Annotated in this window: 24 protein-coding genes and 1 tRNA gene; 17 read left to right on the forward strand and 8 right to left on the reverse strand. The window is 68.0% G+C overall.

From position 1 onward, the window contains the following. Window positions 1-150: 150 nt before the first annotated feature. On the forward strand, window positions 151-555 hold the full coding sequence (locus DIE22_RS28595; protein ID WP_124500631.1) for a PaaI family thioesterase: 405 nt from the start codon (window positions 151-153) through the stop codon (window positions 553-555). 8 nt (window positions 556-563) lie between these two features. Then, a complete protein-coding gene (locus tag DIE22_RS28600) occupies window positions 564-1430 on the forward strand; it encodes a patatin-like phospholipase family protein (RefSeq protein ID WP_124606585.1) in 867 nt (288 codons plus the stop codon). 47 nt (window positions 1431-1477) lie between these two features. On the opposite strand, the gene DIE22_RS28605 is transcribed toward DIE22_RS28600, so the two are convergent. Then, window positions 1478-2491 (reverse strand): D-2-hydroxyacid dehydrogenase family protein, encoded by a 1014-nt coding sequence (locus DIE22_RS28605; protein WP_124500629.1) that lies wholly within the window; start codon window positions 2489-2491, stop codon window positions 1478-1480. A gap of 426 nt (window positions 2492-2917) precedes the next feature. On the opposite strand from DIE22_RS28605, the gene DIE22_RS28610 reads away from it, so the two are divergent. Further along, window positions 2918-3967 carry a LysR family transcriptional regulator gene (locus tag DIE22_RS28610; protein ID WP_124606586.1) on the forward strand — a complete coding sequence of 350 codons (1050 nt, stop codon included), beginning with the start codon at window positions 2918-2920 and terminating at the stop codon, window positions 3965-3967. 128 nt (window positions 3968-4095) lie between these two features. Here the strand turns inward: DIE22_RS28610 and DIE22_RS28615 are convergent, their stop codons facing one another. The 3 genes from DIE22_RS28615 to dprA form a co-directional block, all read right to left on the reverse strand. Beyond that, entirely contained in the window at window positions 4096-6693 is a 2598-nt protein-coding gene (locus DIE22_RS28615) for a DNA topoisomerase III (protein ID WP_124500627.1), read from the reverse strand. A 194-nt stretch (window positions 6694-6887) separates the two neighbouring features. Then, on the reverse strand, window positions 6888-7268 hold the full coding sequence (locus tag DIE22_RS28620) for a thioredoxin family protein (RefSeq protein WP_124500626.1): 381 nt from the start codon (window positions 7266-7268) through the stop codon (window positions 6888-6890). Next, window positions 7256-8623 (reverse strand): DNA-processing protein DprA, encoded by a 1368-nt coding sequence (dprA, locus tag DIE22_RS28625; protein WP_260426787.1) that lies wholly within the window; start codon window positions 8621-8623, stop codon window positions 7256-7258. Before dprA ends, DIE22_RS28620 begins: the two co-directional genes overlap by 13 nt. 185 nt (window positions 8624-8808) lie before the next feature. Between dprA and def the strand changes: the two genes are divergently transcribed. The 14 genes from def (at window position 8809) to DIE22_RS28695 (ending at window position 21562) form a co-directional block, all read left to right on the forward strand. Next, window positions 8809-9312, forward strand: a complete 504-nt coding sequence (def, locus tag DIE22_RS28630) for a peptide deformylase (protein WP_124500624.1) — start codon at window positions 8809-8811, stop codon at window positions 9310-9312. 34 nt (window positions 9313-9346) lie between these two features. Next, entirely contained in the window at window positions 9347-10330 is a 984-nt protein-coding gene (gene fmt, locus DIE22_RS28635; protein WP_124606588.1) for a methionyl-tRNA formyltransferase, read from the forward strand. Window positions 10331-10440: 110 nt separating this feature from the next. Continuing rightward, entirely contained in the window at window positions 10441-11079 is a 639-nt protein-coding gene (locus DIE22_RS28640) for a LysE family translocator (RefSeq protein WP_124606589.1), read from the forward strand. A 99-nt stretch (window positions 11080-11178) separates the two neighbouring features. Next, entirely contained in the window at window positions 11179-12036 is an 858-nt protein-coding gene (htpX, locus tag DIE22_RS28645) for a zinc metalloprotease HtpX (protein ID WP_014895693.1), read from the forward strand. 176 nt (window positions 12037-12212) lie between these two features. Beyond that, window positions 12213-13601, forward strand: a complete 1389-nt coding sequence (rsmB, locus tag DIE22_RS28650; protein ID WP_124500621.1) for a 16S rRNA (cytosine(967)-C(5))-methyltransferase RsmB — start codon at window positions 12213-12215, stop codon at window positions 13599-13601. Continuing rightward, window positions 13598-14188, forward strand: coding sequence for a DUF4390 domain-containing protein (locus tag DIE22_RS28655; protein ID WP_124500620.1), 591 nt, complete (start codon window positions 13598-13600; stop codon window positions 14186-14188). The genes rsmB and DIE22_RS28655 overlap by 4 nt, the downstream gene beginning before the upstream one ends. Then, window positions 14178-16592 (forward strand): sensor histidine kinase EsaS, encoded by a 2415-nt coding sequence (esaS, locus tag DIE22_RS28660; protein WP_124500619.1) that lies wholly within the window; start codon window positions 14178-14180, stop codon window positions 16590-16592. The genes DIE22_RS28655 and esaS overlap by 11 nt, the downstream gene beginning before the upstream one ends. Next, the gene (esaR, locus tag DIE22_RS28665; protein ID WP_124500618.1) at window positions 16593-17294 is read left to right on the forward strand and encodes a response regulator transcription factor EsaR; all 702 of its coding nucleotides are present in this window, start codon (window positions 16593-16595) and stop codon (window positions 17292-17294) included. Window positions 17295-17356: 62 nt separating this feature from the next. Beyond that, a tRNA-Phe gene (locus DIE22_RS28670) sits at window positions 17357-17432 on the forward strand. A gap of 350 nt (window positions 17433-17782) precedes the next feature. Further along, a complete protein-coding gene (gene queC, locus DIE22_RS28675) occupies window positions 17783-18517 on the forward strand; it encodes a 7-cyano-7-deazaguanine synthase QueC (protein WP_124500617.1) in 735 nt (244 codons plus the stop codon). Window positions 18518-18587: 70 nt separating this feature from the next. Then, window positions 18588-19220 carry a 7-carboxy-7-deazaguanine synthase gene (gene queE, locus DIE22_RS28680; RefSeq protein WP_124500616.1) on the forward strand — a complete coding sequence of 211 codons (633 nt, stop codon included), beginning with the start codon at window positions 18588-18590 and terminating at the stop codon, window positions 19218-19220. 18 nt (window positions 19221-19238) lie between these two features. Then, window positions 19239-19691 (forward strand): 6-carboxytetrahydropterin synthase QueD, encoded by a 453-nt coding sequence (queD, locus tag DIE22_RS28685; protein ID WP_014895699.1) that lies wholly within the window; start codon window positions 19239-19241, stop codon window positions 19689-19691. Between the two features lie 312 nt (window positions 19692-20003). Continuing rightward, on the forward strand, window positions 20004-20789 hold the full coding sequence (locus tag DIE22_RS28690; RefSeq protein ID WP_124606590.1) for an HpcH/HpaI aldolase/citrate lyase family protein: 786 nt from the start codon (window positions 20004-20006) through the stop codon (window positions 20787-20789). Next, window positions 20786-21562, forward strand: coding sequence for a tetratricopeptide repeat protein (locus DIE22_RS28695; RefSeq protein ID WP_124606591.1), 777 nt, complete (start codon window positions 20786-20788; stop codon window positions 21560-21562). The genes DIE22_RS28690 and DIE22_RS28695 overlap by 4 nt, the downstream gene beginning before the upstream one ends. Before the next feature lie 108 nt (window positions 21563-21670). Here the strand turns inward: DIE22_RS28695 and rodA are convergent, their stop codons facing one another. The 4 genes from rodA to mreC form a co-directional block, all read right to left on the reverse strand. Beyond that, window positions 21671-22819, reverse strand: coding sequence for a rod shape-determining protein RodA (gene rodA, locus DIE22_RS28700; RefSeq protein ID WP_124500613.1), 1149 nt, complete (start codon window positions 22817-22819; stop codon window positions 21671-21673). Window positions 22820-22830: 11 nt separating this feature from the next. Further along, complete coding sequence (gene mrdA / locus DIE22_RS28705; protein WP_124500612.1) at window positions 22831-25116, reverse strand: penicillin-binding protein 2; 2286 nt, start codon at window positions 25114-25116, stop codon at window positions 22831-22833. A gap of 109 nt (window positions 25117-25225) precedes the next feature. Continuing rightward, window positions 25226-25738: a rod shape-determining protein MreD gene (mreD, locus tag DIE22_RS28710; protein WP_009687274.1), complete on the reverse strand. Its 513-nt coding sequence runs from the start codon at window positions 25736-25738 to the stop codon at window positions 25226-25228. Next, a complete protein-coding gene (gene mreC, locus DIE22_RS28715) occupies window positions 25735-26802 on the reverse strand; it encodes a rod shape-determining protein MreC (protein WP_124500611.1) in 1068 nt (355 codons plus the stop codon). Before mreC ends, mreD begins: the two co-directional genes overlap by 4 nt. Between the last annotated feature and the right edge of the window lie 33 nt (window positions 26803-26835).

Consider the following 26835-nt stretch of genomic DNA (forward strand, 5'->3'; position numbering starts at 1 on the left):
AGACCTTTCTGCAAATTTCCTGAAAATATTTCGTCACGGCAACGGCGTCTGTCGGCGCGGCAACGAGCCATCGCAGTTGGCGTGCTCCCGGTATGATGACGTCCACACCCGTTGCGCGGCGGTCGCGCAACGTTTTCTGGACATTCGAAGATGGACGAAAACGCAGTCCGCGAATTGCTGGATCGCCTGCTGGCCCCGTGGGTCCGCTCGCTCGGTCTGGTCCCCGTATCGATCGGCGACGACAGCGTCACGATGCGCCTGCCGTTTTCCGGCGAATTCCGTCATTCCGGCGGCATCATCTGCGGCCAGGTGTTCACGGCCGCCGCCGACACGGCGATGGTGGTGGCGATCTCGGCCGCGCTCGGCGAGTTCCGGCCGATGACGACCGTGTCGCTGAACACGAACTTCATGCGTCCGGTGCGCAAGGGCGACGTGCTCGTCACCGCGCGCGTGCTGCGGATGGGCCGCAACCTGGTATTCGGCGAAGTCGAGCTGTTCGACGAGGACGGCACGATGGCCGTTCACGCGACGTCGACCTACGCGCTCGTCAGCTGAGCGGCGCGATGTTCGACCAGATCGTCTTCGCGGGCGGCGGCAATCGCTGCTGGTGGCAGGCCGGCTTCTGGGACGTCGCGCAGCCGGCGCTCGGCTTGCGCCCGCGCGTGATCGCCGGCATCTCGGCCGGCGCGGCGACCGCCTGCATGCTGTATACGCGCGACGCCGCCTGGGTGATGCGCTATTACGAGGAAGCGCTGCGCCACAATCGCAAGAACGCGTACTGGGGCAACCTGTTCGGGCGCGAGCCCGTGTTTCCGCATTACCGGATCTACCGTCAGGCGCTGCTCGACATCTACGGCGAGCCGTTCCGGCAGCTCGCCGACGCGCCGGAGATCCGCATCGGCGTATCGCACGTGCCGCGCTGGCTCGGCGCGCGCAGCGCGGTCGCCGCGGGCCTCGTCGCGTACAACATCGAAAAGTACGTGCGCAAGACGCTGCACCCGACGCTCGGGCGCACGCTCGGCTTCCGGCCCGAGTTCGTGCGCGCGCAGGCCTGCACGAGCGTCGACGAACTCGCCGACCTGATCCTGCAGTCGTCGTGCACGCCGCCGTTCACGCCGGTGCTGCGGCGCGGCGGCCGGCCGGTGCTCGACGGCGGGATGGTCGACAACGTGCCGGTCGACGCGCTCGACCCGTCGCCGGGCGACGTGCTGGTGCTCGTCACGCGGCTGTATCCGCGTCCGCAGATGTTCACGGTCGCGCACGGCGACCAGCGGCGGCTCTATGTACAGCCGTCGAGCAAGGTGCCGATTTCGAGCTGGGATTACACGAGTCCGTCGCAGATGCGGCATGCATACGACCTCGGACGGCGCGACGGCGAGCATTTCCTTGCGCGCGTCGACGCGATGACGGCCGGCCGTATGCCGGCCTGAAGGCGGGAGGCCGGCAGCAGGGCCGCGGCGAGTGCGGCCCGCGCTGGTCAGCGCACGCGGCGCGGCGTCAGCGCTTCCGGGTTGACGACGCTCGACAGGTCGCCCTGGTCGAACGCGAGGATGTTCTGGAACGCCGCGCTGAAATAGAGTTCGTAGCTTTCGCGTTCGACGTAGCCGATGTGCGGCGTGCAGATCACGTTTTCCATCCGCAGCAGGCTGTAGCCCTGCAGGATCGGCTCGCTTTCGAACACGTCGATCGCGACCATCCCCGGACGGTTGTGCGACAGCGCGTTGACGAGCGCGTTTTCCTCGAGCAGCTCCGCGCGGCTCGTGTTGACGAGCAGCGACGTCGGCTTCATCCGCATCAGGTCTTCCTGCTTGACGATCCCGCGCGTGTCGTCGTGCATGCGCAGGTGCAGCGACAGCACATCGCTCTGCTCGAACAGCGCTTCGCGGCTCTCGGCGGCCGTGTAGCCGTCGGCGCGCGCGGCCTCGAGGGAATGCTCGCGGCCCCAGATCAGCACGTTCATCCCGAATGCCTTGCCGTAGCCGGCGACCAGCCGGCCGATCTTGCCGTAGCCCCAGATGCCGAGCGTCTGGCCGCGCAGCACCTGGCCGAGGCCGAAGTTCGGCGGCAGCGCCGACGTCTTCAGGCCCGACTGTTGCCAGGCACCCTGCTTCAGGTTCGCGACGTATTGCGGAATGCGGCGCTGGGCGGCCATCACGAGCGCCCAGGTCAGTTCGGCCGGCGCGACCGGCGAACCGGTGCCCTCGAGCACCGCGATGCCGCGGTCGGTACACGCTTCGAGGTCGATGTGACTCGAGATGCGGCCGGTCTGGCTGATCATGCGCAGGTTCGGCAGCTTGGCGAGCAGTTGCGACGAAATCGGCGTGCGTTCGCGAATCAGCACGAGCGCCTCGACTTCCGCGAGACGGCTCGCGAGTTGCCCCAGGCCGCGTACCGTGTTGTTGAAGACCTTCACGTCGTGCTCGGCGAGCATCTCGAAGCAGTTCAGCTTGCGGACAGCGTCCTGGTAGTCGTCGAGGATGGCAATTTTCATGGTCAGCGGGAATCGCGCGTTGAAAGCGGCGGTGGCGGCGGCGCACGTCGCGCACCCATCCCGCCCGGCCGGGGCCGACATGATGCTACGTCGGCGCACGTCGTGGTGTCTTTTTAACAGGTTGTTACGCTCCGCCGCAATCGGCGCCGGCCTGACCTCGCGCCGCTCCCGTGCGGGGCGGCGGGGTGCGCTGCCGTGTTGCATCAAACACGTCCTTCCTGATTCAGCCGCTTACCGGACGAGGTTCACCCAATTGTTGCTCCAATCAGAATAATTGGATCATCTGTTCGCAATGAGTGAGGATTTTTGACTATTTTTATCGTCAACCGGCGCCTTGTTGAGCAACTCTGCATCATTTCCGCTGTCGTAGGAGAATTACGCATTTGCTTCAACTTTTTGAAGTTGTAACAGCGGCAGGAGTCGTTTATGGATCATTTGCAGTCGATGCGCGTGTTCGTCAAGGTTGCGGATCTCGGCAGTTTCGCGCGGGCCGCGAGTGCAATGGATATCTCCAACGCGGTCGCGACGCGTCACGTCGCCGATCTGGAAGGCCGGCTCGGCACGCGGTTGCTGAACCGCACCACGCGCAGCCTTTCGCTGACGGAGTCGGGCCAGGTCTATCTGGAGCGGGCGCGCCAGATTCTCGATGAGCTCGAGGATGTCGAGCAGATGGTCGTCGCGCGCAATCACGAGCCGGTCGGCACGTTGCGCATCGTCGCGCCGGTCGTGTTCGGCCTGCACAACCTTGCCCCCGTCCTGCAGTCGTACACGGAGAATTTCCCGAAAGTGGTGCCGGATCTGACGCTGGTCGACCGCCAGGTCGATCTCGTCGAGGAAGGTTTCGACGTCGGCATCGTCGTCACGCGCCAGATGCGCAGCGCGAGCATCGTCACACGGCGGCTGACCACGGGCTGCATGACCGTGTGCGCGACGCCGAGCTACCTGGAAAAGCATGGCGTGCCGACCCACCCGGAACAGCTCGCCGAGCACCCGGCCCTGAGCCTGCCGACCGAATACTGGGGCGACGAGCGCGTGTTCACGGGGCCGGACGGCGAAGTGCGCGTGCGCCCGACCAACTTGATCGTCGCGAACAACACCGCGATGCTGCGCCAGTTTGCGCTGCTCGGGATGGGCATCGCGATCCTGCCGAGCTACCTGATCGGCAGCGACATCGCGCGCGGCGCGCTGGTGCGGCTGCTGCCGGATTTCCGGTTGCCGCAGGTCGAGATCAACATCGCGTATCCGAGCCGGCGCCATCTGCCCGCGAAGGTGCGCACGTTCATCGATCACCTCGTCGAGTATTTCAGCCACTCGACCGACGCGACGATGGGCGAGCAGTGGGCCGCGCAGGGTGCGACGCCTGCGCCGATCGGCGTCGAGATGCGTGCCGAGCCGGCCGAATCGACCGACCCGAACCTGCAGCCGCGTCTCGCGCGTTCACCGCGCGCGCGCGTCGCGGTGCCGTCGCCGCTGTAACGGCGCGGCGGCCGCGCGCCGACACGGCCCGCGCCAAAAAAAACGCGGATCGAGCGATCGATCCGCGTTTTTTTATTGCCGTTCGACCGGCGTGCAATGCGCCGGGGAAGCCCCCGGCGGCCGGGGCGTCACGAGCCCGTCTTGCGCGCCGTCGTCTTGCGGGCGGCGGTCTTGCGGGCCGGTGCCGGTTTCTCGTCGGCGCCTTCCGTCACGGTTTCGGCATCCTTCGTCGCCGATTTTGCCGTCTTCTTCGCAGCAGCAGCCTTCGGCTCCTTCTTTTCGAATTCGAAACCGATCTTGCCGTCCGGCTGCTTCACGAGGAATGCCTTGAAGTTGCGGCCCGTGCGCGACGACTTGAAGTTCGGCAGCAGATCCGTGCGGCCGTCGGCGAGCAGCTTGGCCATCTGATCACGCGTGATTTCCTGCTGCAGAATCACCTTGCCCGAACGGAAGTCGCAGGTCTTCGGATTCGCGACCGAGTGCTCGCACACATAGCTCATCCCGTGCTCGAACACGCGGCCCTTGCACTTCGGGCATGCGCCGACCGGCTCCTGTGCGGAGAAGTCGGGTGCCTCGCCTTCCTCGCCGCCCTGGTCCTGGCCGAAGTCGAACTCGAGCTTGTAGTTCTTCGTTTCGTCGTCGAACGAGAGCTTCAGGATCGCCGAGAACGGACGGCCCATCTTGCTGCGGAAACCGGACAGCGGACCGATGGTCTTCTCCCGCAGCAGCTCCTCGACTTCCGCGATCTCGAACTGCCGGCTGCCCGGAATCTTCGAAATCGAGAACTCGCACTTCGTGCAAGCGAAGCGGCGGTAGTTTTCCTTCACCTGGCCGCCGCAGTTCGGGCACGGTGTTTCGAGCGTCGCGTAATCGCCGGGGATCGTGTCGGAATCGTATTCCTTCGCGCGCTTGACGATCTGCTGCGTCATGCGGGCGATTTCCTGCATGAACGCGTCGCGCCCGAGGTTGCCGCGCTCCATCTGCGAAAGCTTGTATTCCCACTCGCCGGTGAGCTCGGGCGCGGTCAATTCCTTCACGCCGAGCCCGCGCAGCAGTGTCATCAGCTGGAATGCCTTCGCGGTCGGGATCAGCTCGCGGCCTTCGCGCACGAGATATTTTTCGCCCAACAGGCCTTCGATGATGGCCGCGCGCGTGGCCGGCGTGCCGAGGCCCTTCGCGGCCATCGCCTCGCGCAGCTCGTCGTCCTCGACGAGCTTGCCCGCGCCTTCCATCGCGGACAGCAGCGTCGCTTCCGAGTAGCGTGCGGGCGGCTTCGTCACGAGCGCGACGGCTGCGATCTCGTCCGTCTTCACCTTCTCGTTCTTCTGCACCGGCACGAGGTTCGCATCCGCGCCTTCGGCGTCGCGGCCGTACACCTGCAGCCAGCCCGGCTCGACGAGCACCTTGCCTTCGGTCTTGAAGTGATGGCCGGCGACTTCGGTGACCCGCGTCGTGACGCGGAATTCGGCCGCCGGGAAGAACACCGCGAGGAAGCGCTTCACGACCATGTCGTACAGCTTCTGCTCCGGCTCGGACAGCGACTTCGGCGCCTGCAGCGTCGGGATGATGGCGAAGTGGTCGCTGATCTTCGTGTTGTCGAAGATCCGCTTGTTCGGCTTCACCCAGCCCTTGTCGAGCACCTGTTTCGCATGCGGCAGGTAGTTGTGGCTCTCCTTGAGCATCTCGAGCGTGGACTGCACGGTCGAAATGTAGTCTTCCGGCAGCGCACGCGCGTCGGTACGCGGGTACGTCAGCACCTTGTGCTTTTCATACAGCGCCTGTGCGAGGCCGAGCGTGTTCTTCGCGGAGAAGCCGAAGCGGCTGTTCGCCTCGCGCTGCAGGCTCGTCAGGTCGAACAGCAGCGGCGACAGCTGAGTCGACGGCTTCGATTCCTCGCTCACCGTGCCGACCTGGTCGCGGCACGCGGCAACGATGGTTTCGGCGGCCGGCAGGCTCCACAGGCGGGAGTCGCGCCTTTCCGGATCGAATTCGTCGCGCTTGAATTTAGGGTCGAACCACTTGCCTTCGTAGAAGCCGCCGGCGCACGCGAACTCGGCCTTCACTTCCCAGTAGTCACGCGGGATGAATCGACGGATTTTCTCTTCACGTTCGACGACGATCGACAGCGTGGGCGTCTGAACGCGGCCGACGGTCGTCAGGAAGAAGCCGCCGCCCTTGCTGTTGAACGCGGTCATCGCGCGCGTGCCGTTGATCCCGACGAGCCAGTCGGCTTCCGAGCGGCAGCGTGCGGCGTCGGCGAGCGGCTGCATGTCGGTGTCGCTGCGCAGGTGCGCGAAGCCGTCGCGGATCGCCTGCGGCGTCATCGACTGCAGCCACAGGCGCTGGACCGGCTGCTTCGCCTTCGCATGCTGCACGATCAGGCGGAAAATCAGCTCGCCCTCGCGCCCCGCGTCACATGCGTTGATCAGGCGATCGACGTCCTTGCGCTTCATCAGCCTGGTAAGGACCTTCAGGCGCGATTCGCTTTTTGCGATCGGGTTCAGGTCGAAATGCGGGGGGATGACGGGCAGATGAGCGAAGCTCCATTTCCCGCGCTTGACCTCGTACTCTTCCGGGGCGGCGATTTCCAGCAGGTGGCCGACCGCGGACGAAAGGACGAATTCGTCGCTCTCGAAGTATTCGTCATGCTTGGTAAAGCCGCCCAAAGCGCGCGCGATGTCGTTCGCGACAGAAGGCTTTTCCGCAATGATCAGAGCTTTGGACATGACAGGTGTGTGTTGGTAGACCGGGTTCGCCGGTGTGGGTCCCTTTTACGACGGCTTTATAGCACAAGCCGCGGCGACGGCGGCTCGGCGTGTAAAAAGCGGCTCATCATAGAGGGGGGGCGCAACGGCGGCAAGCGCCCGGCGCGGCGGCGCGCGCAACGGCGCGAAAAGCCGCCGTTCGGCCGGTGCGCGCCTTACGCCTCGACGTTCAGGATGTTGCGCAATTTCGGTGCGTGCGGCGAGCCGGGCACCGCGCTCAGGTCGGACAGCATCCGCTCGACGATCGCCGCGTGCGGCAGCACCGTGCCGAAGAAGCGCGCGGTGTTCGCGTCCTCGATCAGGATCGTCGGGAAATTCTCGACGTCGAGATCGTCGAGCCGGTCGGCATGGGTTTCGATGTCGATCCACGCGAAGCAGGCGTCGGGATGGGCGTCGGCGAGCTGGTCGAAGGCTGTTCGGTAGTCGCGGCAGGTGCCGCACCACTCGGCGCACAGGCAGGCGACCAGCAGCGTGTCGGGATCGGCGAGGCGCTCGGCGATCCGATCGGCATCGGTGTCGAGATTCAGCGCGGGCATGGAATTCCTTGGGTATCGTCGGCGGCACGGCCGCCCCTAGCGGGGGAATGTAGCACGCCGGACGGGGGCGGGGTGGGCGCCGCGTCAAGCCGCGCGAAGCGTCCGCCGGGCACGCTCGCGACACGGCCGGCCAGTTCGAGCGCGAGCAGCGCACGGTGCAGCACGTCGTCGGACAGGCCGCTGTGCTCGGCGAGCCACTCGTAGGTAACGGGGCCGTATCCCAGTGCGGCGAGCACTGACCGTTCGGCCGGGTTGTCGGGTGGCGCGTCGTCGATTCCGGCCGGTGCGGCGACGGGAACGGTGGAGTTCGTCTTCGCGACGGGCTCGCCCGTGCGTTGCCCCGCGGGGGCTGCGTCGCCGTTATCGGGGCACGAACCCGAATTCGTCGTGGCGTGGATGGCGAGCGCCGCCGGTTCGCCCAATCCGTATTCCTCGAGCACGTCGAGCGGCGTCGCGGCGAGCTTCGCGCCGTCGCGGATCAGCGCATGGCAGCCCTGCGCGAGCGGTGCGTGGATCGAGCCCGGCATCGCGAACACGTCGCGGCCCAGTTCGTTCGCGAGCCGCGCGGTGATCAGCGAGCCGGAGCGCGGCGCGGCTTCGACGACGAGCGCGCCGAGCGCGAGCGCGGCGATCAGCCGGTTGCGCTGCGGGAAGTGCGACGCCCGCGCGGGCGTGCCGAGCGGCCATTCGGACACGATCGCGCCGCGCGCGGCGATCTCGTGCGCGAGCGTGCGGTGCCGCGCCGGATAGACGAGATCGGCGCCCGTCGCGATCACCGCGACCGTGCTGGCGCGGCCATCGAGCCCGCCGCGATGCGCGGCGCCGTCGATGCCGAGCGCGAGGCCGGAGACGATCGCGAGCCCCGCATCGGACAGCGCGTGCGCGAAGCGCGTCGCGTCGGCGAGCCCTTGCGGCGTCGCGTGGCGGCTGCCGACCACGGCAAGGCCGCGTGCGTGCAGCAGGTCGAGCCGGCCCTTTACATATAGCAGCGCCGGCGGATCGTGCAGGTCGCGCAGCCGCGGCGGATAGGCGGGATCGGTGAGCGTGACGATCGCGTTGCCCGGTGCATCGAGCCATGCGAGCGCGTCGTCGGTGCGCATGTCGAGGTCGTCCCGCTCGCTGGCGCGCACCGCCCGCGCGGCGGCGGCGCTGCTTGCCGCGCTGATGGCCTGGTCGGACGCGCGCAGCAGCGCCGCCGGCGAGCCGAATGCATCGAGCAGCGCGTGCAGCACGGCGGGGGCAAGGCCCGGCGCATGCGCGAGCTGCAGCCACGCGCGCAGCGCGGAGGTGGTCAGCGCTTGCGGTGACATGAGGTTCCCCTCGAATGCGACGGCCAGCGAACCGCGTGGCGCCATGATAAAATTTTCATCATCCGAAATACTCGACAGGGCCGCGCGCACCGGCGTCCGGCCAATTGCAGGAGGCATGACCCGCGGCGTTGACATGCCGCGCGTCCGCCTCATCTTCATTGCATCCCGGCGGCGGCGCCAGCCGGCCGGATGGCCGATGCGGCGCGCTGCTCCACCGAATACCGAACACCATGGCTTTGCTGAACATTCTTCATTACCCCGACAAGCGGCTGCACAAGGTCGCCAAGCCCGTCGACAAGGTCGACGACCGGATCCGCAAGCTCGTCGCCGACATGGCCGAAACCATGTACGCAGCGCCCGGCATCGGCCTTGCGGCGACGCAGGTCGACGTGCACGAGCGCGTGATCGTGATCGACGTCTCCGAGGAGAAGAACGAGCTGCGCGCGTTCATCAACCCCGAGCTCATCTGGTCGAGCGACGTGAAGCAGGTCTACGAGGAGGGCTGCCTGTCGGTGCCCGGGATCTACGACGAGGTCGAGCGTCCGGACCACGTGCGCGTGCGTGCACTCAACGAGCACGGCGAGACCTTCGAACTCGACTGCGAGGGCCTCCTGGCCGTGTGCGTGCAGCACGAGATGGATCACCTGATGGGGCGCGTGTTCGTCGAATACCTGTCGCCGCTGAAGCAGACCCGCATCAAGACGAAGATGAAGAAACTCGAACGCGCGATGTGACGCGCGTGCGCCAAGCCCGACCCCGAACGCTTTCATGACCCATACGTTGCGCGTGATTTTTGCCGGCACGCCGGAATTCGCCGCGGCCGCACTCGCCGCGATCCACGAGGCCGGTTTTCCGGTGCCGCTCGTGCTCACCCAGCCCGATCGCCCTGCCGGGCGCGGGATGAAATTGCAGGCGAGCGCGGTGAAGCGCTATGCCGTCGAGCACGGGATGCCCGTCGCGCAGCCGCCGTCGCTGCGCCGCGCGGGCAAGTACCCGGCGGAGGCGGCCGACGCGATCGAGCGCCTGCGCACGACCCCGCACGACGTGATGGTGGTCGCCGCGTACGGCCTGCTGCTGCCGCAGGAAGTGCTCGACATTCCGCGCGCCGGCTGCATCAACATCCACGCGTCGCTGCTGCCGCGCTGGCGCGGCGCCGCGCCGATCCACCGCGCGATCGAGGCCGGTGACGCCGAGACGGGCGTCACGCTGATGCAGATGGACGTCGGCCTCGACACCGGCGCGATGATCGAGGAAGCGCGCCTCGCGATCGCGCCCGACGATACGACCGCCACGCTGCACGACCGGCTGGCCGCCGACGGCGCGCGGCTGATCGTCGACGCACTCGTGCGGCTCGAGCGCGACGGCATGCTGCCTGCCACGCCGCAGCCGGCCGACGGCGTGACCTATGCGGAAAAGATCGGCAAGCACGAAGCGGCGCTCGACTGGCGCAAGCCGGCCGCCGTGCTCGCGCGCCAGGTGCGTGCGTTCGACCCGTTCCCGGGCGGCGTCGCGACGCTCGACGGCGCGGCGATCAAGCTGTGGGCAGCCGAGCCCGTGGCGGCGCGCGGCGACGCGGCGCCCGGCACGATCGTCGAGGCGGCGTCGGAAGGCGTGATCGTCGCGTGCGGCAGCGGCGCGCTGCGCGTCACGCAACTGCAGAAGCCGGGCGGCAAGCGGCTGCCCGCGCGCGAATTCCTGGCAGGCTCGCCGCTCGTCGCGGGCCAGCGCTTCGGGTTGCCCGACGGGACTTGAGCGTGATTCGACACGGCCTGCCGGCTGCACGCAATCGGCCGGACGGCCGAGTCGCGCGGCGCGGCAGGCGCGCGTAGAATTTCCCTGCGCTTTCCGGTTTCGAGGTTTTCATGCTTGGCATCACCCATTTCGGCTTCTTCGTACTCGCGGTTTTCCTGCTGAACGTCACGCCCGGCCCCGATACGGCGTACATCGTCGGCCGCAGTGTCGCGCAGGGCCGCGGCGCGGGGCTGATGTCGGCGCTCGGCATCTCGGCCGGCTGCTGCGTGCACGCGCTCGCGTGTGCATTCGGCCTGACCGCGCTGCTCGCGGCGTCGGCCGCCGCGTTCACGGTGATCAAGCTTGCCGGTGCCGCTTACCTGATCTACCTCGGCGTGCGCATGCTTCTCACGAAGCAGGCCGCCGCGGCAGGCGCGCAGGCGGCGCAGGCCACGGCCGCGAAGCCGCTGCGCCAGCTGTTCGTGCAGGGTTTCTGGACCAACGTGCTGAATCCGAAGGTCGTGCTGTTCTTCGTGTCGTTCTTCCCGCAGTTCGTGTCGGCCGACAGTCCGCACAAGGCGCTGGCGTTCCTGGCCCTCGGCGCGGTGTTCGTCGTGATGAGCACGATCTGGACCGGCATCGTTGCATGGGTCGCGGGCAGCGTCACGCAGTGCTTTTCCGGCAAGCCGGGCGTCAGGAAGTGGCTCGACCGCACGGTCGGCAGCGCGTTCGTCGGTCTCGGGCTGCGGCTCGCGGCGGCGCAGCGCTGAAATTGAATTTTTCCGGCAAGACCTTATCTAACAAATCACTTACAATTTTCCGCTGTGCACGGTGATGTGCGGCGGGTCCCCTGAGGATAAGGAGTGGGTATGTTCAATTGGGTCAAAACGGCGATGCTGATGGCCGGGATCACGGCCCTGTTCATCGTGATCGGCGGCATGATCGGCGGTTCGCGCGGCATGACGATCGCGCTGCTGTTCGCGCTCGGCATGAATTTCTTCTCGTACTGGTTCTCCGACAAGATGGTGCTGCGCATGTACAACGCGCAGGAAGTCGACGAGAACACGGCGCCGCAGTTCTACCGGATGGTGCGCGAGCTCGCCACCCGCGCGAACCTGCCGATGCCGCGCGTCTACCTGATCAACGAGGACGCGCCGAACGCGTTCGCCACGGGCCGCAATCCGGAACACGCGGCAGTCGCCGCGACGACGGGCATCCTGCGCGTGCTGTCCGAGCGCGAGATGCGCGGCGTGATGGCGCACGAACTCGCGCACGTGAAGCACCGCGACATCCTGATCTCGACGATCACCGCGACGATGGCGGGCGCGATTTCGGCGCTGGCCAACTTCGCGATGTTCTTCGGCGGCCGCGACGAGAACGGTCGCCCGGCCAATCCGATCGCGGGGATTGCGGTCGCGCTGCTGGCGCCGATCGCAGGCGCCTTGATCCAGATGGCGATCTCGCGGGCGCGCGAGTTCGAGGCCGACCGCGGCGGCGCGCAGATCTCCGGCGATCCGCAGTCGCTCGCCACCGCGCTCGACAAGATCCATCGCTATGCGGCGGGCATCCCGTTCCAGGCTGCCGAAGCGCATCCGGCCACCGCGCAGATGATGATCATGAACCCGCTGCACGGCGGCGGCCTGCAGAACCTGTTCTCCACGCACCCGGCGACCGAGGAGCGCATCGCGCGCCTGATGGAGATGGCGCGTACCGGCCGCTTCGACTAAGTCGCGTCGCACTCGCCACATCGCCCCGCACGCCCCGCGCTGCGGGGTGTTTCATTTGTGCATCCCGTAAAGGGGCCGCATGGCCTCACGCTACAATGCGCGGTTTGGAATCGCGGCGGCCACGCGGGCCGCAGGGTTCCCGCCGCTCGCGGCGCCCGTTTGCCGATTTTGCTCCGATGACACGAACCCGTTCCTCCGCTCCGTCTTCCTCCGGCCGTCCCGCGCGCCTGTCCGCACTGCATCTCGCGCCCGATTCGCTGGGCTTTGCGCTCGACGCGGCCGCGCAGGCGGTCGATGCGGTGCGGCGCGGCACGGCGCTGCCGGCGGCACTGGCCGCCGTGTTCGCGCAGATGCCGGCCGGCGCGCAGGCGCTGGCGCGCGGCGCGACGCAGGACGTCGCCTACCGCACGATGCGCCGCCTCGGCACCGCGGACTGGCTGATCGGCCGGCTCGTCAGCAAGGCGCCGCCCGCGCACGTGCAGGCGGTGCTCGCCGGCGCGCTTGCGCTGCTGCTCGATCCGGAAGAATCGGCGGCGTATCCGGCGTTCACGATCGTCGACCAGGCCGTCACCGTGATCGGCGCCCGACGTGAACATGCGTTCGCGAAGGGGCTGGTCAACGCGGTGCTGCGCCGTTTCCAGCGTGAGCGCGACGCGCTCGTCGCGGCGCTGCAGGACGATCCGGTCGCCCGCTGGAATTACCGCCCATGGTGGATCGATGCGGTGAAGCGCGCGTGGCCGGATGCATGGCAGGCGATCCTCGCGGCCGGCGAGCGCCAGGGGCCGCTGACGCTGCGCGTGAACGCGCGCCGCGCGACCGTCGACGCGTATCTCGACACACTGCGCGCGAACGGGATCGACGCGATCGCGATCGGCCGCCATGCGGTGCGGCTCGCGTCGGCGCTTCCGGTCGAGCGCATTCCGGGCTTCGTCGATGGCGTCGTGTCGGTGCAGGATGCCGGTGCGCAGCTCGCGGCCGAATGGCTCGGCGCGCGTGACGGCATGCGCGTGCTCGACGCGTGCGCGGCACCGGGCGGCAAGACCGGCCATATCCTCGAGCTGGCCGACGCGGACGTCGTCGCGCTCGAGAGCGACGCGACCCGTGCGGCGCGCATCGGCGAGAACCTCGCGCGCCTGTCGCTCGCGGCGGACGTACGGGTCGGCGACGCAGGCGCGCCGCACGCGTGGTACGACGGCCGGCCGTTCGATCGCATCCTCGCCGACGTGCCGTGCTCGGCGTCGGGCATCGTGCGCCGCCATCCCGACATCCGCTGGCTGCGCCGCGAAGCCGACATCGCCGCGCTCGTCGCCGAACAGCGCCGCATCCTGACGGCGTTGTGGCCGCTCGTGAAGCCGGGCGGCGAACTGCTCTACGTGACCTGCTCGATCTTTCCCGAGGAGGGCGAATTGCAGGCCCGCTGGTTTGAAGCGTCCTGTGAAGATGCGGTACGATTGGACGCGCCCGGCCAACTGCTGCCGGGCGGCGTGCACGGCGGGGCGGCCGGCGCACTTGACCAGAACACCGATCACGACGGATTTTTCTACGCGCGGTTTCAGAAACGGTGACGATCAAACACCTTTTTCCACTTCGGCTCGCGGCCGTCCTGCTGGTGGCGTTGACGCTGTGCCTGGCTGTCGTTCGGCCGGCGCGCGCCGAGTCGATCGCCGTGCAGCGTGCATCGCTGCAGGCTGACGGAAGCGGCTGGAGCCTCGATGCCCGCTTCGATTTCGAGCTGAATCCGAACCTCGAGGATGCCGTCAACAAGGGCATCCCGCTTTACTTCACGACCGACTTCGAACTCGGCCGCGCGCGCTGGTACTGGTTCGACGAGCAGCCGGTGTCGGTGTCGCAGACGATCCGCCTGTCGTTCCAGCCGCTCACGCGCGAGTACCGCGTGTCGACGGGCGGGCTGCAACTCGGCTTCCCGTCGCTGAAGGACGCGCTTGCGGTCGTCCGGCACATCACGTCATGGCACGTGATCGACCGCAACCAGGTGCGCGCCGGCGAAACCTATACGGCCTCGGTGCGCATGCAGCTCGATACGGCGCTGATGCCGAAGCCGTTCCAGGTCGACGCGGTGAACAACCGCGACTGGACGCTCGGCTCGGACTGGAAGCGCTTCAACTTCACGGTGACCGAACGTGCTAAATAAAGTGCGCCGCGCGGCCAGCGGGAAGAGCCTCCTCGTTCGCGTGATCGTCTCGACCGTCGCGCTCACTGCGCTGCTGCTGCTCGTGCTGCTGGCGGCCGCGAGCGCGAACACCGAGTTCTTCGACCGCTACTACTCGTGGCTGTACGCGATGAACATCATCGTCGCGCTCGTGTTCCTGCTGGTGGTGCTCGGGCTGATCGGGATGATCGTCGTGCGCCTGAGGAAGGGCAAGTTCGGCACGCGGCTGCTCGCGAAGCTCGCGGTGTTCTTCGCGCTCGTCGGCGTGGTGCCGGGCGGCATCATCTACATCGTGTCGTACCAGTTCGTGTCGCGCAGTATCGAGTCGTGGTTCGACGTGAACGTCGAGACCGCGCTGACGGCCGGCCTGAATCTCGGCCGCGGGATGCTCGACGCATCGCTGTCCGACCTGCAGACGAAGGCGCGGCTGATGTCCGACCAGCTCGCGAGCGTCGATGCGAACACGAACGGCACGACGCTCACGCTCCTGCGCCTGCGCGACCAGTTCGGCGTGCAGGACGCGACGATCGTCGAGCCGAGCCGCGGCGCCTCGGGCGCGGCGCCCGAACTGCACATCGTCGCGCAGGCGTCGGGCAATTTCGCCGCGCTGATTCCGGACGACCTGCCGACGCCGCTGATGCTGAGCCAGGCGCGCGAACACGGCGCGTACGCGGCGATCGAGGGCGAAGTCGACGGCGACCCGCGCGCGCACGGCGCGAAGGGCGCGTTGCGGCTGCGCGTCGTGCGGCCGATTCCCGATGCGACGACGTCGCTGCTGCAGCCCGCGGAGCGGTTCCTGCAGCTCACGCAGCCGGTGCCGCCCACGCTCGCGCACAACGCCGACGCCGTGCAGCGCGCGTATCGCGAGTACCAGGAAAAGTCGCTCGGCCGCACCGGGCTGCGCAAGATGTACATCGGTACGCTCACGCTCGCGCTGTTCCTCGCGACCTTCATCGCGATGATGCTCGCGCTCGCACTCGGCCAGCAGCTCGCGCGGCCGCTGTTCCTGCTCGCGCAGGGCACGAAGGAGATCACCGAAGGCGACTACACGCCGAAGCGCGAGATCAAGTCGCGCGACGAGCTCGGCTTCCTCACGCAGTCGTTCAACGCGATGACGCGCCAGCTGTCCGAGGCGCGGCTCGCGGTCGAGAAGAACCGGGTCGCGCTCGAGCATTCGAAGACGTATCTCGAGAGCATTCTCGCGAACCTGACCGCCGGCGTGTTCGTGCTCGACCGCCAGTTCCGGCTGACGACGGCCAACCGCGGCGCCGAGCGGATCTTCCGGCAGCCGTTCGGCTCGATGATCGGCACGGCGCTCGACCGGATCGGCGTCGTGGCGGAATTCGGCGCGATGGTGCGCAAGGCATTCGCCGATCGCGAGGCGGCTTCCGACGGCGGCAGCGGCGATCGCGGCCACTGGCAGCAGCAATTCGCGGTCGAAGTGCCGGGCGAAGCCGATCCGCTGACCTTGCTCGTGCGCGGCACGCGCCTCGTCTCGACGGTCGAGGGCCAGGCCGACGATCCGCAGACATCGGGCTACGTCGTCGTGTTCGACGACATCTCCGACGTGATTTCCGCGCAGCGTTCGGTCGCATGGGGCGAGGTTGCGCGGCGGCTCGCGCACGAGATCAAGAACCCGCTGACGCCGATCCAGCTGTCGGCCGAGCGGCTGCAGATGAAGCTGTCCGACAAGCTCGCGCCGCACGATGCGGACGTGCTCAAGCGCGGCGCGACGATGATCGTCAACCAGGTGGCCGCGATGAAGCGGATGGTCGACGACTTCCGCGAATATGCGCGCACGCCGCCGGCGGTGCTCGCGAACCTGCAGTTGAACGAACTGGCGAGCGAGGTGCTCGGGCTGTATGGTGTCGGCGAAGGCAAGAGCGCGATCGTCGCCGAGCTCGCGCCGTCGCTGCCGGTGATTCGCGGCGACGCGACGCAACTGCGCCAGGTGATTCACAACCTGCTGCAGAACGCGCAGGATTCGGTCGCGGAAGTCGCGCATCCGCGTGTGTTGATCGAAACCAAGACAGTAGAATATGGCGATCCCGACGCCGAGGGCAAAACGCGCGTCGCGGTACGTCTTACCGTGTCCGACAACGGGCCCGGTTTTCCGGCACGCATCCTGACCCGTGCGTTCGAGCCTTACGTGACGACGAAGGCGAAGGGCACGGGGCTCGGGTTGGCCACGGTCAAGAAAATCGTCGACGAGCACGGCGCGCGGATCGATCTGCGCAATCGCATGCACGGCGAGACCGTCGAGGGTGCGCAGGTGTCGATCCTGTTCCTGCAGATGGCGAGCGATGCGCCAGGCGCCGAACCCGGCGCGCAGGGCGGGACGGCCCCCGCTAAGACAAAAGCAAGTGTGCAGACAAAGGCAGCGTAAATGGCAACCATCCTGGTGGTAGATGATGAAATGGGCATCCGGGAATTGCTCTCGGAGATCCTCAGCGATGAAGGACATGTCGTCGAGGCAGCGGAGAACGCGCAGGCCGCGCGGGAATACCGTCTGAATCAGGCGCCCGATCTCGTGCTGCTCGATATCTGGATGCCCGATACCGACGGCGTCACGCTGCTCAAGGAATGGGCGGCGCAGGGCCTGTTGACGATGCCCGTGATCATGATGTCCGGGCACGCGACGATCGACACGGCCGTCGAGGCGACCAAGATCGGTGCACTGGATTTCCTCGAGAAGCCGATCGCGCTGCAGAAGCTGCTGAAGTCGGTCGAGCACGGTCTCGCGCGCGGTGCGGCACCGGTGTCCGTCAACGCGGCGGCAAAGGCCGGCGCCGGCCACGCGTCGGGCCCGGCGGCGGTCGCGTCGGCCGCCGCGCTGCCGACGCTCGGCGACGACATGGCCGCGGCGCTCGGCCTTGCGGGCCAGACGGCTGCGATTCCGTTCGACATCCCGTTGCGCGAAGCGCGCGACGCGTTCGAGCGTGCGTACTTCGAATATCACCTCGCGCGCGAGAACGGCAGCATGACGCGCGTCGCGGAGAAGACGGGCCTCGAGCGCACGCACCTGTATCGCAAGCTCAAGCAGCTCGGCGTCGAGCTCGGCAAGAAGCCGTCGGAAGGCGCCGCATAAAAATATTTCGCGAATACCCTTGCGCAAGTGAAGAGAGCTGGATATACTTTCTCTTCTTCGTTGGCCCGGTAGCTCAGTTGGTAGAGCAGCGGATTGAAAATCCGCGTGTCGATGGTTCGATTCCGTCCCAGGCCACCAGCAGTTCCAACCCCAAGAATCGGAAGGTTCTTGGGGTTTTTCGTTTGTGGTGGGTTTGCGCGGCATCGGTGGTGCGTCCGGCAGCATTCGCCGGGGCGTGATAAAATCCGTGCCCGCTCAATGACTTAGCGCATCGCTTCATGCGTACGGCAGGGCTGCCCGCAGGCGCCGCCGTGACGCGCGGCAACGATGCCGCGCGATGGGCGGTATAAGCGCGCCGCCGCGTTCGCGGCCGGCCGCGCTGCCTATACTGGTCGAGCCGGCGCAGGCCGGCACGCGTCGGGCCGCCCGGCGGCAGCCGGTCCCGGGGCGCAGCGCGACGCGAGCCTACACATTCACGGAGTATCACGGTGATTCGGACAGACGCTAAAGACGGCGCGCTCGTGTTGTTTTCCGGCGGGCAGGACTCGGCCACGTGCGTGGCCTGGGCCCTGGAACGCTACCAGACGGTCGAGACGCTCGGCTTCGATTACGGCCAGCGCCACCGCGTCGAACTCGAATGTCGCGAAGGCGTGCGCGACGCACTGAAGAGTCAGTTTCCCGCCTGGGCCGACCGCCTCGGCGACGATCACATGGTCGACCTGTCGGTGCTCGGCGCGATCAGCGACACCGCGATGACGCGTACGATCGAGATCGAGACCGCGGCGAACGGCTTGCCGAATACGTTCGTGCCGGGCCGCAACCTGCTGTTCATGACGATCGCGGCCGCGATTGCCTATCGCCGCGGATTGCGCGTGCTGGTCGGCGGGATGTGCGAGACCGATTTCTCGGGCTACCCCGACTGCCGCGACGACACGATGAAGGCGCTGCAGGTCGCGCTGAACCTCGGGATGGACACGCGCGTCGTGCTCGAGACGCCGCTGATGTGGCTCGACAAGGCGCAGACCTGGCAACTCGCCGAGCAGCTCGGCGGCGAGGCGCTCGTCGAGCTGATCCGTGTCGAGACGCACACGTGCTACGTGGGCGAGCGCGCGGAACTGCACGACTGGGGCTTCGGCTGCGGCGAATGCCCGGCCTGCAAGCTGCGCAAGCGCGGCTACGAGGCCTACCTGAAGGGCGAGCGGGTGACCGAAGCGCCGCTGTGACGCGGCTGCGCCGGCGGCGCTTGATGGATATTCTGATCGACAACGAGCGGCGCGAGCCGGACGAAGCACGATGACTTACGCGGTCAAGGAAATTTTCTACACGTTGCAGGGCGAGGGCGCGAACGCGGGCCGTCCGGCCGTGTTCTGCCGGTTCGCCGGCTGCAATCTGTGGTCGGGCCGCGAAGAGGATCGTGCGGAGGCCGTGTGCCGCTTCTGCGATACGGACTTCGTCGGCACCGACGGCGAGAACGGCGGCAAGTTCAAGGACGCCGAAGCGCTCGCCGCGACGATCGCCGGCCTGTGGCCGGACGGCGAAGCGCACCGCTTCGTCGTCTGCACGGGCGGCGAGCCGATGCTGCAGCTCGACCAGCCGCTCGTCGACGCGCTGCACGCGGCGGGCTTCGAGATCGCGATCGAGACCAACGGCTCGCTGCCGGTGCTCGAGACGATCGACTGGATCTGCGTGAGCCCGAAGGCCGACGCGCCGCTCGTCGTCACGAAGGGCAACGAACTGAAGGTCGTGATCCCGCAGGACAACCAGCGGCTTGCCGATTACGCGAAGCTCGATTTCGAGTATTTTCTCGTGCAGCCGATGGACGGCCCGTCGCGCGACATCAATACGAAGCTCGCGATCGACTGGTGCAAGCGGCATCCGCAGTGGCGGCTGTCGATGCAGACCCACAAATACCTGAACATTCCCTGAGCCACGGCTTTTGACATCGTGCTGATTACCCGAAAACTCGAATTCGACGCGGGCCACCGCATTCCCGATCACCGCAGCCAGTGCCGGAACCTGCACGGTCATCGCTACGTGCTCGAAGTCACGCTGCGCGGCGATCTCGTCGATACCGAGGGGGCGCCCGACCGCGGCATGGTGATGGATTTCGCCGACGTGAAGGCGCTCGCGGTCGAGCACCTCGTCAACAAGTGGGACCACGCGTTCCTGGTCTACGCGCGCGACGAAGTCGTGCGCTCGTTCCTCGAGCAGATGGCCGACCACAAGACCGTCGTGATCGACCGGATCCCGACCGTCGAGAACCTCGCGGCGATCGCGTTCGACATCCTCGCGAACGTGTACGACGCGCACTACGGCGTGAACCTGCGCCTGGAACGCGTGCGCCTGTACGAAACGCCGAACTGCTGGGCCGACGTCGAGCGCCAGCCCGGCCGCTGACCCTACCTTCGCGGCAGCCCCGCCGGCCGGCGCGGGCTGCCCGCCATCGCGCCCCGCGGCCTCGTCCCGCGCCGGCGCGGCTGCCCGCCCGTTCCCACATTCCGTGTTTTGCCGCGCTATGATCGTTGCAAGGCAACGGAAAACACGCCATTGCGCCAGCGCGCGGCCCGCGCTGTCAGATTTGCCGCCCATGGCCGACTGACGTTCCGGGGCCCGGCGCGGCCGCCGTGCTTCGACAGCCTGGCGTGTTGCGCACCGCTTCGCCCGTTGCTTGTCCCGTTCGATTGCCGTTCCGTCCAGGAGGCCGTATCGATGAGCACGCTCACCAATTCCCTCAAACAACGCCTGCACGACGGCGACGAGCCGCTGTACGGCCTGTGGCTGTCGCTCGGCTGCGACTCGGCCGTGGAAGCGCTCGCGCACGCCGGCTACGACTGGCTCTGCATCGACATGGAGCACGCGCCGAACGACAGCCGCGACGTCGCGTCGCAACTGCGCGCGCTGGCCGCCGCGCACCTGCCGAGCGAGCCCGTCGTGCGCGTGCCGGGGCGCGAGCCGTGGCTCGTGAAGCGCGCGCTCGACGCGGCCGCGCGCACGCTGATGTTCCCGGGCATCGAGACGCCTGACGAGGCCGCGCACGCGGTGCGGCTTACGCGCTTTCCGTCGCCGGATTCCCCGGACGGGCTGCGCGGCGTGGCCGGCATGGTGCGCGCGGCGGCGTTCGGCATGCGCCGCGATTACCTGCAGACGGCCAACGCGCAGGTCGCGGTAATCGTGCAGATCGAATCGGCGCGCGGGATCGACGAAGTCGAGCGGATCGCCGCGACGCCGGGCGTCGACTGCCTGTTCGTCGGCCCGGCCGATCTGGCGGCGAGCCTCGGGCATCTCGGCGACAGCCGCCACCCGGACGTCGAAACCGCGATGGCGCGCGTGCTCGCGGCCGGCAAGCAGGCCGGCGTCGCGGTTGGCATCTTCGCGAGCGATACGGCGACCGCGCGCCAGTATCGCGGGGCCGGCTACCGGATGATCGCGTTGTCGGCCGACGTGAGCTGGCTGCTGCGCGCGACGCGCCAGGCGCTGCAGGAGGTGCGGTCATGAACGGCGGTGATGGCGCGGGTCCGGGACGCGCGCGGCGCACGACCGGTGCGCACGGGCGGATCGGCGCGCTGCTCGGGTTGGGGATCATGTGCGTTGCCGCGTCGGCGCAGAATGCGCCGCACGCGAAACCGGACCCGGCGCACGAGACGCAATCGGCGGTGGCCGACTACAACGCCGGCGACTATCGTGCGGCGCTGGTGCAGTTCCACGACGCGGCCGAACGCGGCGACCGGCTCGCGCAGTTCAACTACGCGATGATGCTGCTCACTGGCGTCGGCGTGACCGCGAACGTCGACGAGGGGCTGCGCTGGCTCAAGCGGGCGGCCGACGCGAACATGTCGCATGCGCAGTACGTGTACGGGCGGATGTTCGACGACGGCGAGTTCGTCGCGCGCAATCCGGTCGAAGCGCACCGCTGGTTCCTGCGCGCGGCGAAGCAGGGGCACGTGCAGGCCGAGCTGTCGCTCGCGAACCAGTTCCTCGACGGGCGGGGCACGCCGCGCGACAACCGGCAGGCGTTCGCGTGGTACAAGCAGGCGGCCGACGCGGGCGAGCCGACCGCGCAGTACGTGACCGCGTCGTTCTACGAGCGCGGCGGCGACGGCGTCACGCAGAACCTGAACATCGCACGTGCGTATTACGCGGCCGCGGCCGCGCATGGCGACGAGACGGCCGGGCTGAAATTCAAGGAGTTGAGCGCGCGGCTGAAGACGCAGGAGCCGGCTTCGGGTGCCGGTGCGGACCACGGGAGTCCGGGCGCGACGCCGCAGTGAGCGGGCGATACCCGCTGCATTCGGCCTGTCCAACGAAAATCGGCGCCCGAGGCGCCGATTTTCGTTGCTGCGACTGCTTGTGGCTGCTTGCGGCCGCGTGCCGCGTCGTCAGCTCTTCATCAATCGCCGCTGTCGCCCGACGCTCATGATCATCCCGATCGCGATGCCGAGCGTCGTGAGCGCGGTGCCGCCGTAGCTCATGAACGGCAGCGGCACGCCCACGACGGGCAGCACGCCGCTCACCATCCCGATGTTGACGAACGCGTAGACGAAGAACGCGAGCGTGAGCGAGCCCGCGAGCAGCCGGCCGAACAGCGTCGCGCCCTGCGCGGCGATGTAGAGCCCGCGCGCGATCAGCGCCATGTACAGCGTCAGCAGCACGAGGCCGCCGAGGAGCCCCCATTCTTCCGAGAACACCGCGAAGATGAAGTCGGTGTGCTTCTCCGGGATGAATTCGAGGTGGGCCTGCGTGCCCTTCAGGTAGCCCTTGCCGAGCACGCCGCCCGAGCCGATCGCGATCACGGCCTGGATCGTGTGGAAGCCCTTGCCGAGCGGGTCGGAGGTCGGGTCGAGCAGCGTGCACACGCGGTGCTTCTGGTAGTCGTGCATCAGCGGCCACTGCACTTCAGGCTGGCAGATGCGCTCTTCGAACACGGCGATCGAGCCGACCGCGATCACGCCCGCGACGAGCACCGGCACGATCAGCTTGAACGACAGGCCGGCGAGGTAGATCACGAAGAGGCCGGCTGCGAACACGAGCAGGCCGGTGCCGAGGTCGGGCTGCTTCGCGATCAGGCCGACCGGCACCAGCAGGATCCCGAACGCGGCGACGAAGTCGTACCAGCGCAACCCGCCTTCGCGGCGCTGGTAGTACCACGCGAGCATCAGCGGTGTCGCGATCTTGAGGATTTCCGACGGCTGGATCACGACGCCGACGTTCAGCCAGCGTTTCGCGCCCTTCTTGGTCATCCCGAACAGCGCGACCGCGATCAGCAGCGCGACCCCGAACGTATAGAGCGGGACCGCGAAGCGCATCAGCGTGGTTGGCGGGATGTTGGCGATCACCCACATCAGCACGAACGTCAGCAGGATGTTGCGCAACTGGTCCTCGACGCGGCCCGGCATGTCGATCGCCGCGCTGTACAGCGTGACGATGCCGACGCACAGCAGCAGGAACACGATGAGGGCGAGCGGGCGGTCGAAGCCCGCGAACATCTGCTTGATCTTGTCGAGCCAGGCGCGCTTGTCGAATTGCATGCCTTTCTCCGTTAATGAGCGGTGCCGGCGTTCGCCGTTTTCGCGGCGGCCGTGGCACGGGAGTTGTCGTCGCGTGGCGCCGCGGCGAGCGGCTGCGCGTCACTGGCGGGCCGGCGCGGCCGGTGCGGGCGCCGGATCGGCGGCAGGCTCGCGGCCCTCGGCGCTGCGGCGCTTGCGTCGGACGCTTGCGCCGCGCTCGCGCCGGCTGCGCCCGACGCATCGGGTGCCGATGCGGCCGATGCCGCATTCGCCGCGCTGGCCGCGTTCGGCACGACCGGCTGCGGCAGCGCGGTGAAGCCGGCCGCGACGACGGCGGACTTCGAGGTATCGCCGATCACGGGCGCGCTCACCGGCTCGGTCGCCGATGCGGCGGCGGCCACGGCCGCGGCCTCGTTCTTCGGGTTCTGGCGCTCGACGAGGTAATAGTCGAGCACGCGGCGCGCGATCGGGCCCGCGGCCTGCGCGCCCCAGCCGCCGTTCTCGACGACCAGCGCGAGCGCGATCTGCGGATGGTCGACCGGCGCGTACGCGATGAACAGCGCATGGTCGCGCAGGTGCTCGGCAAGCAGGTGGCCCTTGTAGTTCGAGCCCTGCAGCGAGAACACCTGCGCGGTACCGGTCTTGCCGGCCGCGAGGTACGGCGTGCCGCGGAACACCTTGTACGCGGTACCGGACGGGTTCTCGATCACGTTCTCCATCCCGCGCTTCACGACGTCGATGTCGGCCTGCTTGAGCGGGATCGTTTCGCTTTCCTTCGGCACCGTCAGATGGCGTCCGCGCGTGATCGGATCCTCGACTTCCTTCACGAGGTGCGGCTTCATCACGACGCCGTTGTTCGCGAGCGTCGCGGTGGCATGCGCGAGCTGCAGGATCGTGAACGAGTTGTAGCCCTGGCCGATCCCGAGGCTGATCGTCTCGCCGTCGAACCACTTCTGCTGCGCGGCCTTCTTGAACGCCTTCTTCTTCCAGTCGGTCGACGGCAGGATCCCGCGCGCCTCGCCCTGGATGTCGATGCCGGTGATCTGGCCGAAGCCGAACGGCTTCATGAAGTTCGCGATCGCGTTCACGCCGAGGTCGCGCGCGAGCATGTAGAAGTAGGTGTCGTTCGACACCATGATCGCCTTGTTCATGTCGACCCAGCCCTGGCCCGAGCGCACGTCGTTGCGGAACGTGTGGCCGCCGAACGTGAAGTAGCCGGGATCCTGGAAGCCCCAGCCCGGCGTGCGCTTGCCGAGCGTCAGGCCGGCCAGCGCCATGAACGGCTTGTACGTCGAGCCGGGCGGGTAGGTGCCGTGCAGCGGTCGGTTCAGGAGCGGCTTGTCGGACGAGTTGTTCAGCTCGTCCCAGGTCTGCTGGTCGATCCCGTCGACGAACGAGTTCGGGTCGAAGCTCGGCGACGACACGAACGCGAGCACGTCGCCCGTCTTCGGCTCGATCGCGACGAGCGCGCCGCGCTTGCCGGCGAACGCCTGCTCGGCGACCTGCTGCAGCCCGATGTCGAGCGACAGCACCAGGTTGTTGCCGGGGGTCGCCTGCGTGCGCGACAGCGTGCGCACGGGCCGGCCGCCGGCCGTCACCTCGACTTCCTCGAAGCCCGTGAGGCCATGCAGCTCGGTTTCGTAGCTCTGCTCGACGCCGATCTTGCCGATGTAGTCGGTGCCCTTGTAGTTGTTCGCGTCGCGGCGCGGATCGTAGTGTTCCTGGTCGCTGTCGTTGTCGTCGCTCATTGCGTCGATGCGATCCTGGTCGCGCTTCGAGATCCGGCCGATGTAGCCGATCACGTGCGCGGCCGTCATGCCGAGCGGGTACTGGCGGAACAGGCGCGCGCGCACGTCGACGCCGGGGAAGCGGAAGCGCTGCGCGGTGAAGCGCGCGACTTCCGCGTCGGTGAGGCGCGTGCGGATCGGCAGGCTCTCGAAGTTCTTCGAGTCTTCCTGCAGCTTCTTGAAGCGGCGGCGGTCGCGCGCGTCGATCGGGACGATCTCGGACAGCTTGTCGATCGTGTGGTCGAGCGTGTCGTCGAGCTTCGACGGCGTGATCTCGAGCGTGTACGCTGAATAGTTCTTTGCGAGGACCACGCCGTTGCGGTCGGTGATGAGCCCGCGGTTCGGCACGATCGGCGCGACCGAGATGCGGTTTTCCTCGGCCTGCAGCGCGTATTTGCCGTGCTGCATCAGCTGCAGGTAGAAGAAACGGCTCGCGAGCAGCCCGAAGCAGACGAACACGAACACGCCCGCCGCCGCGACGCGCAGGCGGAACTTCGAGAGCTGCTGTTGGGTGTCGTTGAATTCGGTCATGCGGTTACGGTCGAGGCCCGTGCGCGTCGAGCACGCGCGGGCGAGGGGCCGCCCCGGAGCGCGGCGCGCGGCGGGCGTGGGGGCGGCGGGTATTCAAGGTCGGTCCGGCTCAGATGGGGCGCGTATCGTCCGGGTCGACCGGGCGGCGTTGCGGCATCAGCAGCAGGTGGCTCGCGATCGGCCACAGCGCGGCCTCGACGAAGCCGTCCACCAGGTAGCGCCAGCCGGGAAACGCGGCGCCCATCACGAGGCGGATCACGAACGGCACCAGTTGCGCGACGACGAGCAGCGGCGTGACGTACAGCACCTGCACGCCGATCGGCATCCACAGCACGCGGCGATGGATCGTGATCGCGCCGTACGACAGCAGCGTATAGGCGAGCGCGTGCTCGCCGAGCAGCCCCGCGTCATGCACGTCCATCAGGATGCCGAGCGCGAACGCGACGCCCATCCCGACCTTGCGCGGCTGGTGGATGTTCCAGAACAGCAGCACGAGCGCGACGAAGTCGGGCACGCCGGGCAGGCGGCCCCACGGCATCAGGTTCAGCAGGAACGCGGCGGCGAGGCTGAAGACGATGAAGTACGGGTTGACCGGCTGCAGGATGTATTGCGGGCGGTTCATCGCTGGGCTCCTGGTTGCCCGGCCGCGGGCTGCGCGGGCGCGGCGGCGGGCTTGGCCGGAGCGGCGGGCGCCGCCGGCGCGGGCTTCGCGCCGGGTGCGGCCGCGGTGGCCGGCTTCGCGTTCGCGTCGGCCTTCTCGGCTTTCTCGCCCTTCGCGGCGGCCTTGGCGCCCTTCTTGCCCTTCGCGTTCTTGTCGGCGGCCGGATCGGGCTCGGCCGGGCGCGGCGGGACGTCGTTCTGGTAATGCAGCACGAGCATCTGGCGCGCGCCGCGCACGGCGGCGACCGGCGCGCAGGTCACGCGCGCGAACGCGGTATCGGCGAGCTTGTCGACGCGCACGACCTTCGCGACCGGCAGGCCCGGCGGATAGACGCCGTCGAGGCCGCTCGTGACGAGCTCGTCGCCCGCGACGAGGTCCGAGCTCGTCGGCACGAAGCGCAGATCGAGCGAATCGCCCTTCGGCGTGCCGTAGATCACGCTGCGCAGGCCGGTGCGCAGCACCTGCACGGGAATCGCGAGATCGCGGTCGGTGATCAGCGTGACTTCGGCCTGCAGCGGGAACACGCGCGTGACCTGGCCGACCACGCCGTCCTCGCTGACGACCGGCGCGCCGTTCTGGATGCCTTGCTGCGAGCCCTGCCCGATCACGATCTTCTGCGTGAACGGATCGCTGGTGTCGTACTGGATCTCGACCGGCGTCGATTGCGTCGCGATGTGCTGGCGCAGCTCGAGCACCGCGCGCAGGTGCGCGTTTTCCTGCGTGAGCACGGCGGCCTGGTTGGCTTGCGTGGACAGTTGCAGGTTGCGCTTGCGGAGGTCGTCGTTCTCGTGGCGCAGTGACGCGCCCGTGACGGCGATGTCGGCCGCGCCCATGAACAGGTCGCGCGGCACGAGCGCCGCGCGCTGCAGCGGGTACAGCACGGTGCCGAGCACGCCGCGGACGATTTCGAGCGTGCTGAAGCGCGCGTCCGACACGAGGAGCGCGATGGCGACGGCGACGAAGAAGATGAGCCGCGCGAGCGCGGGCGGACCTTGCTTGAAGAGGGGCGGCGGACTGTATTCCATGGTCGGCGCCGGGCGCGTGGTGATCGGTTAAAT

The organism is Burkholderia sp. Bp9142 (genome assembly GCF_003853415.1).
In the GTDB taxonomy this organism is placed as follows: Bacteria; Pseudomonadota; Gammaproteobacteria; order Burkholderiales; family Burkholderiaceae; genus Burkholderia.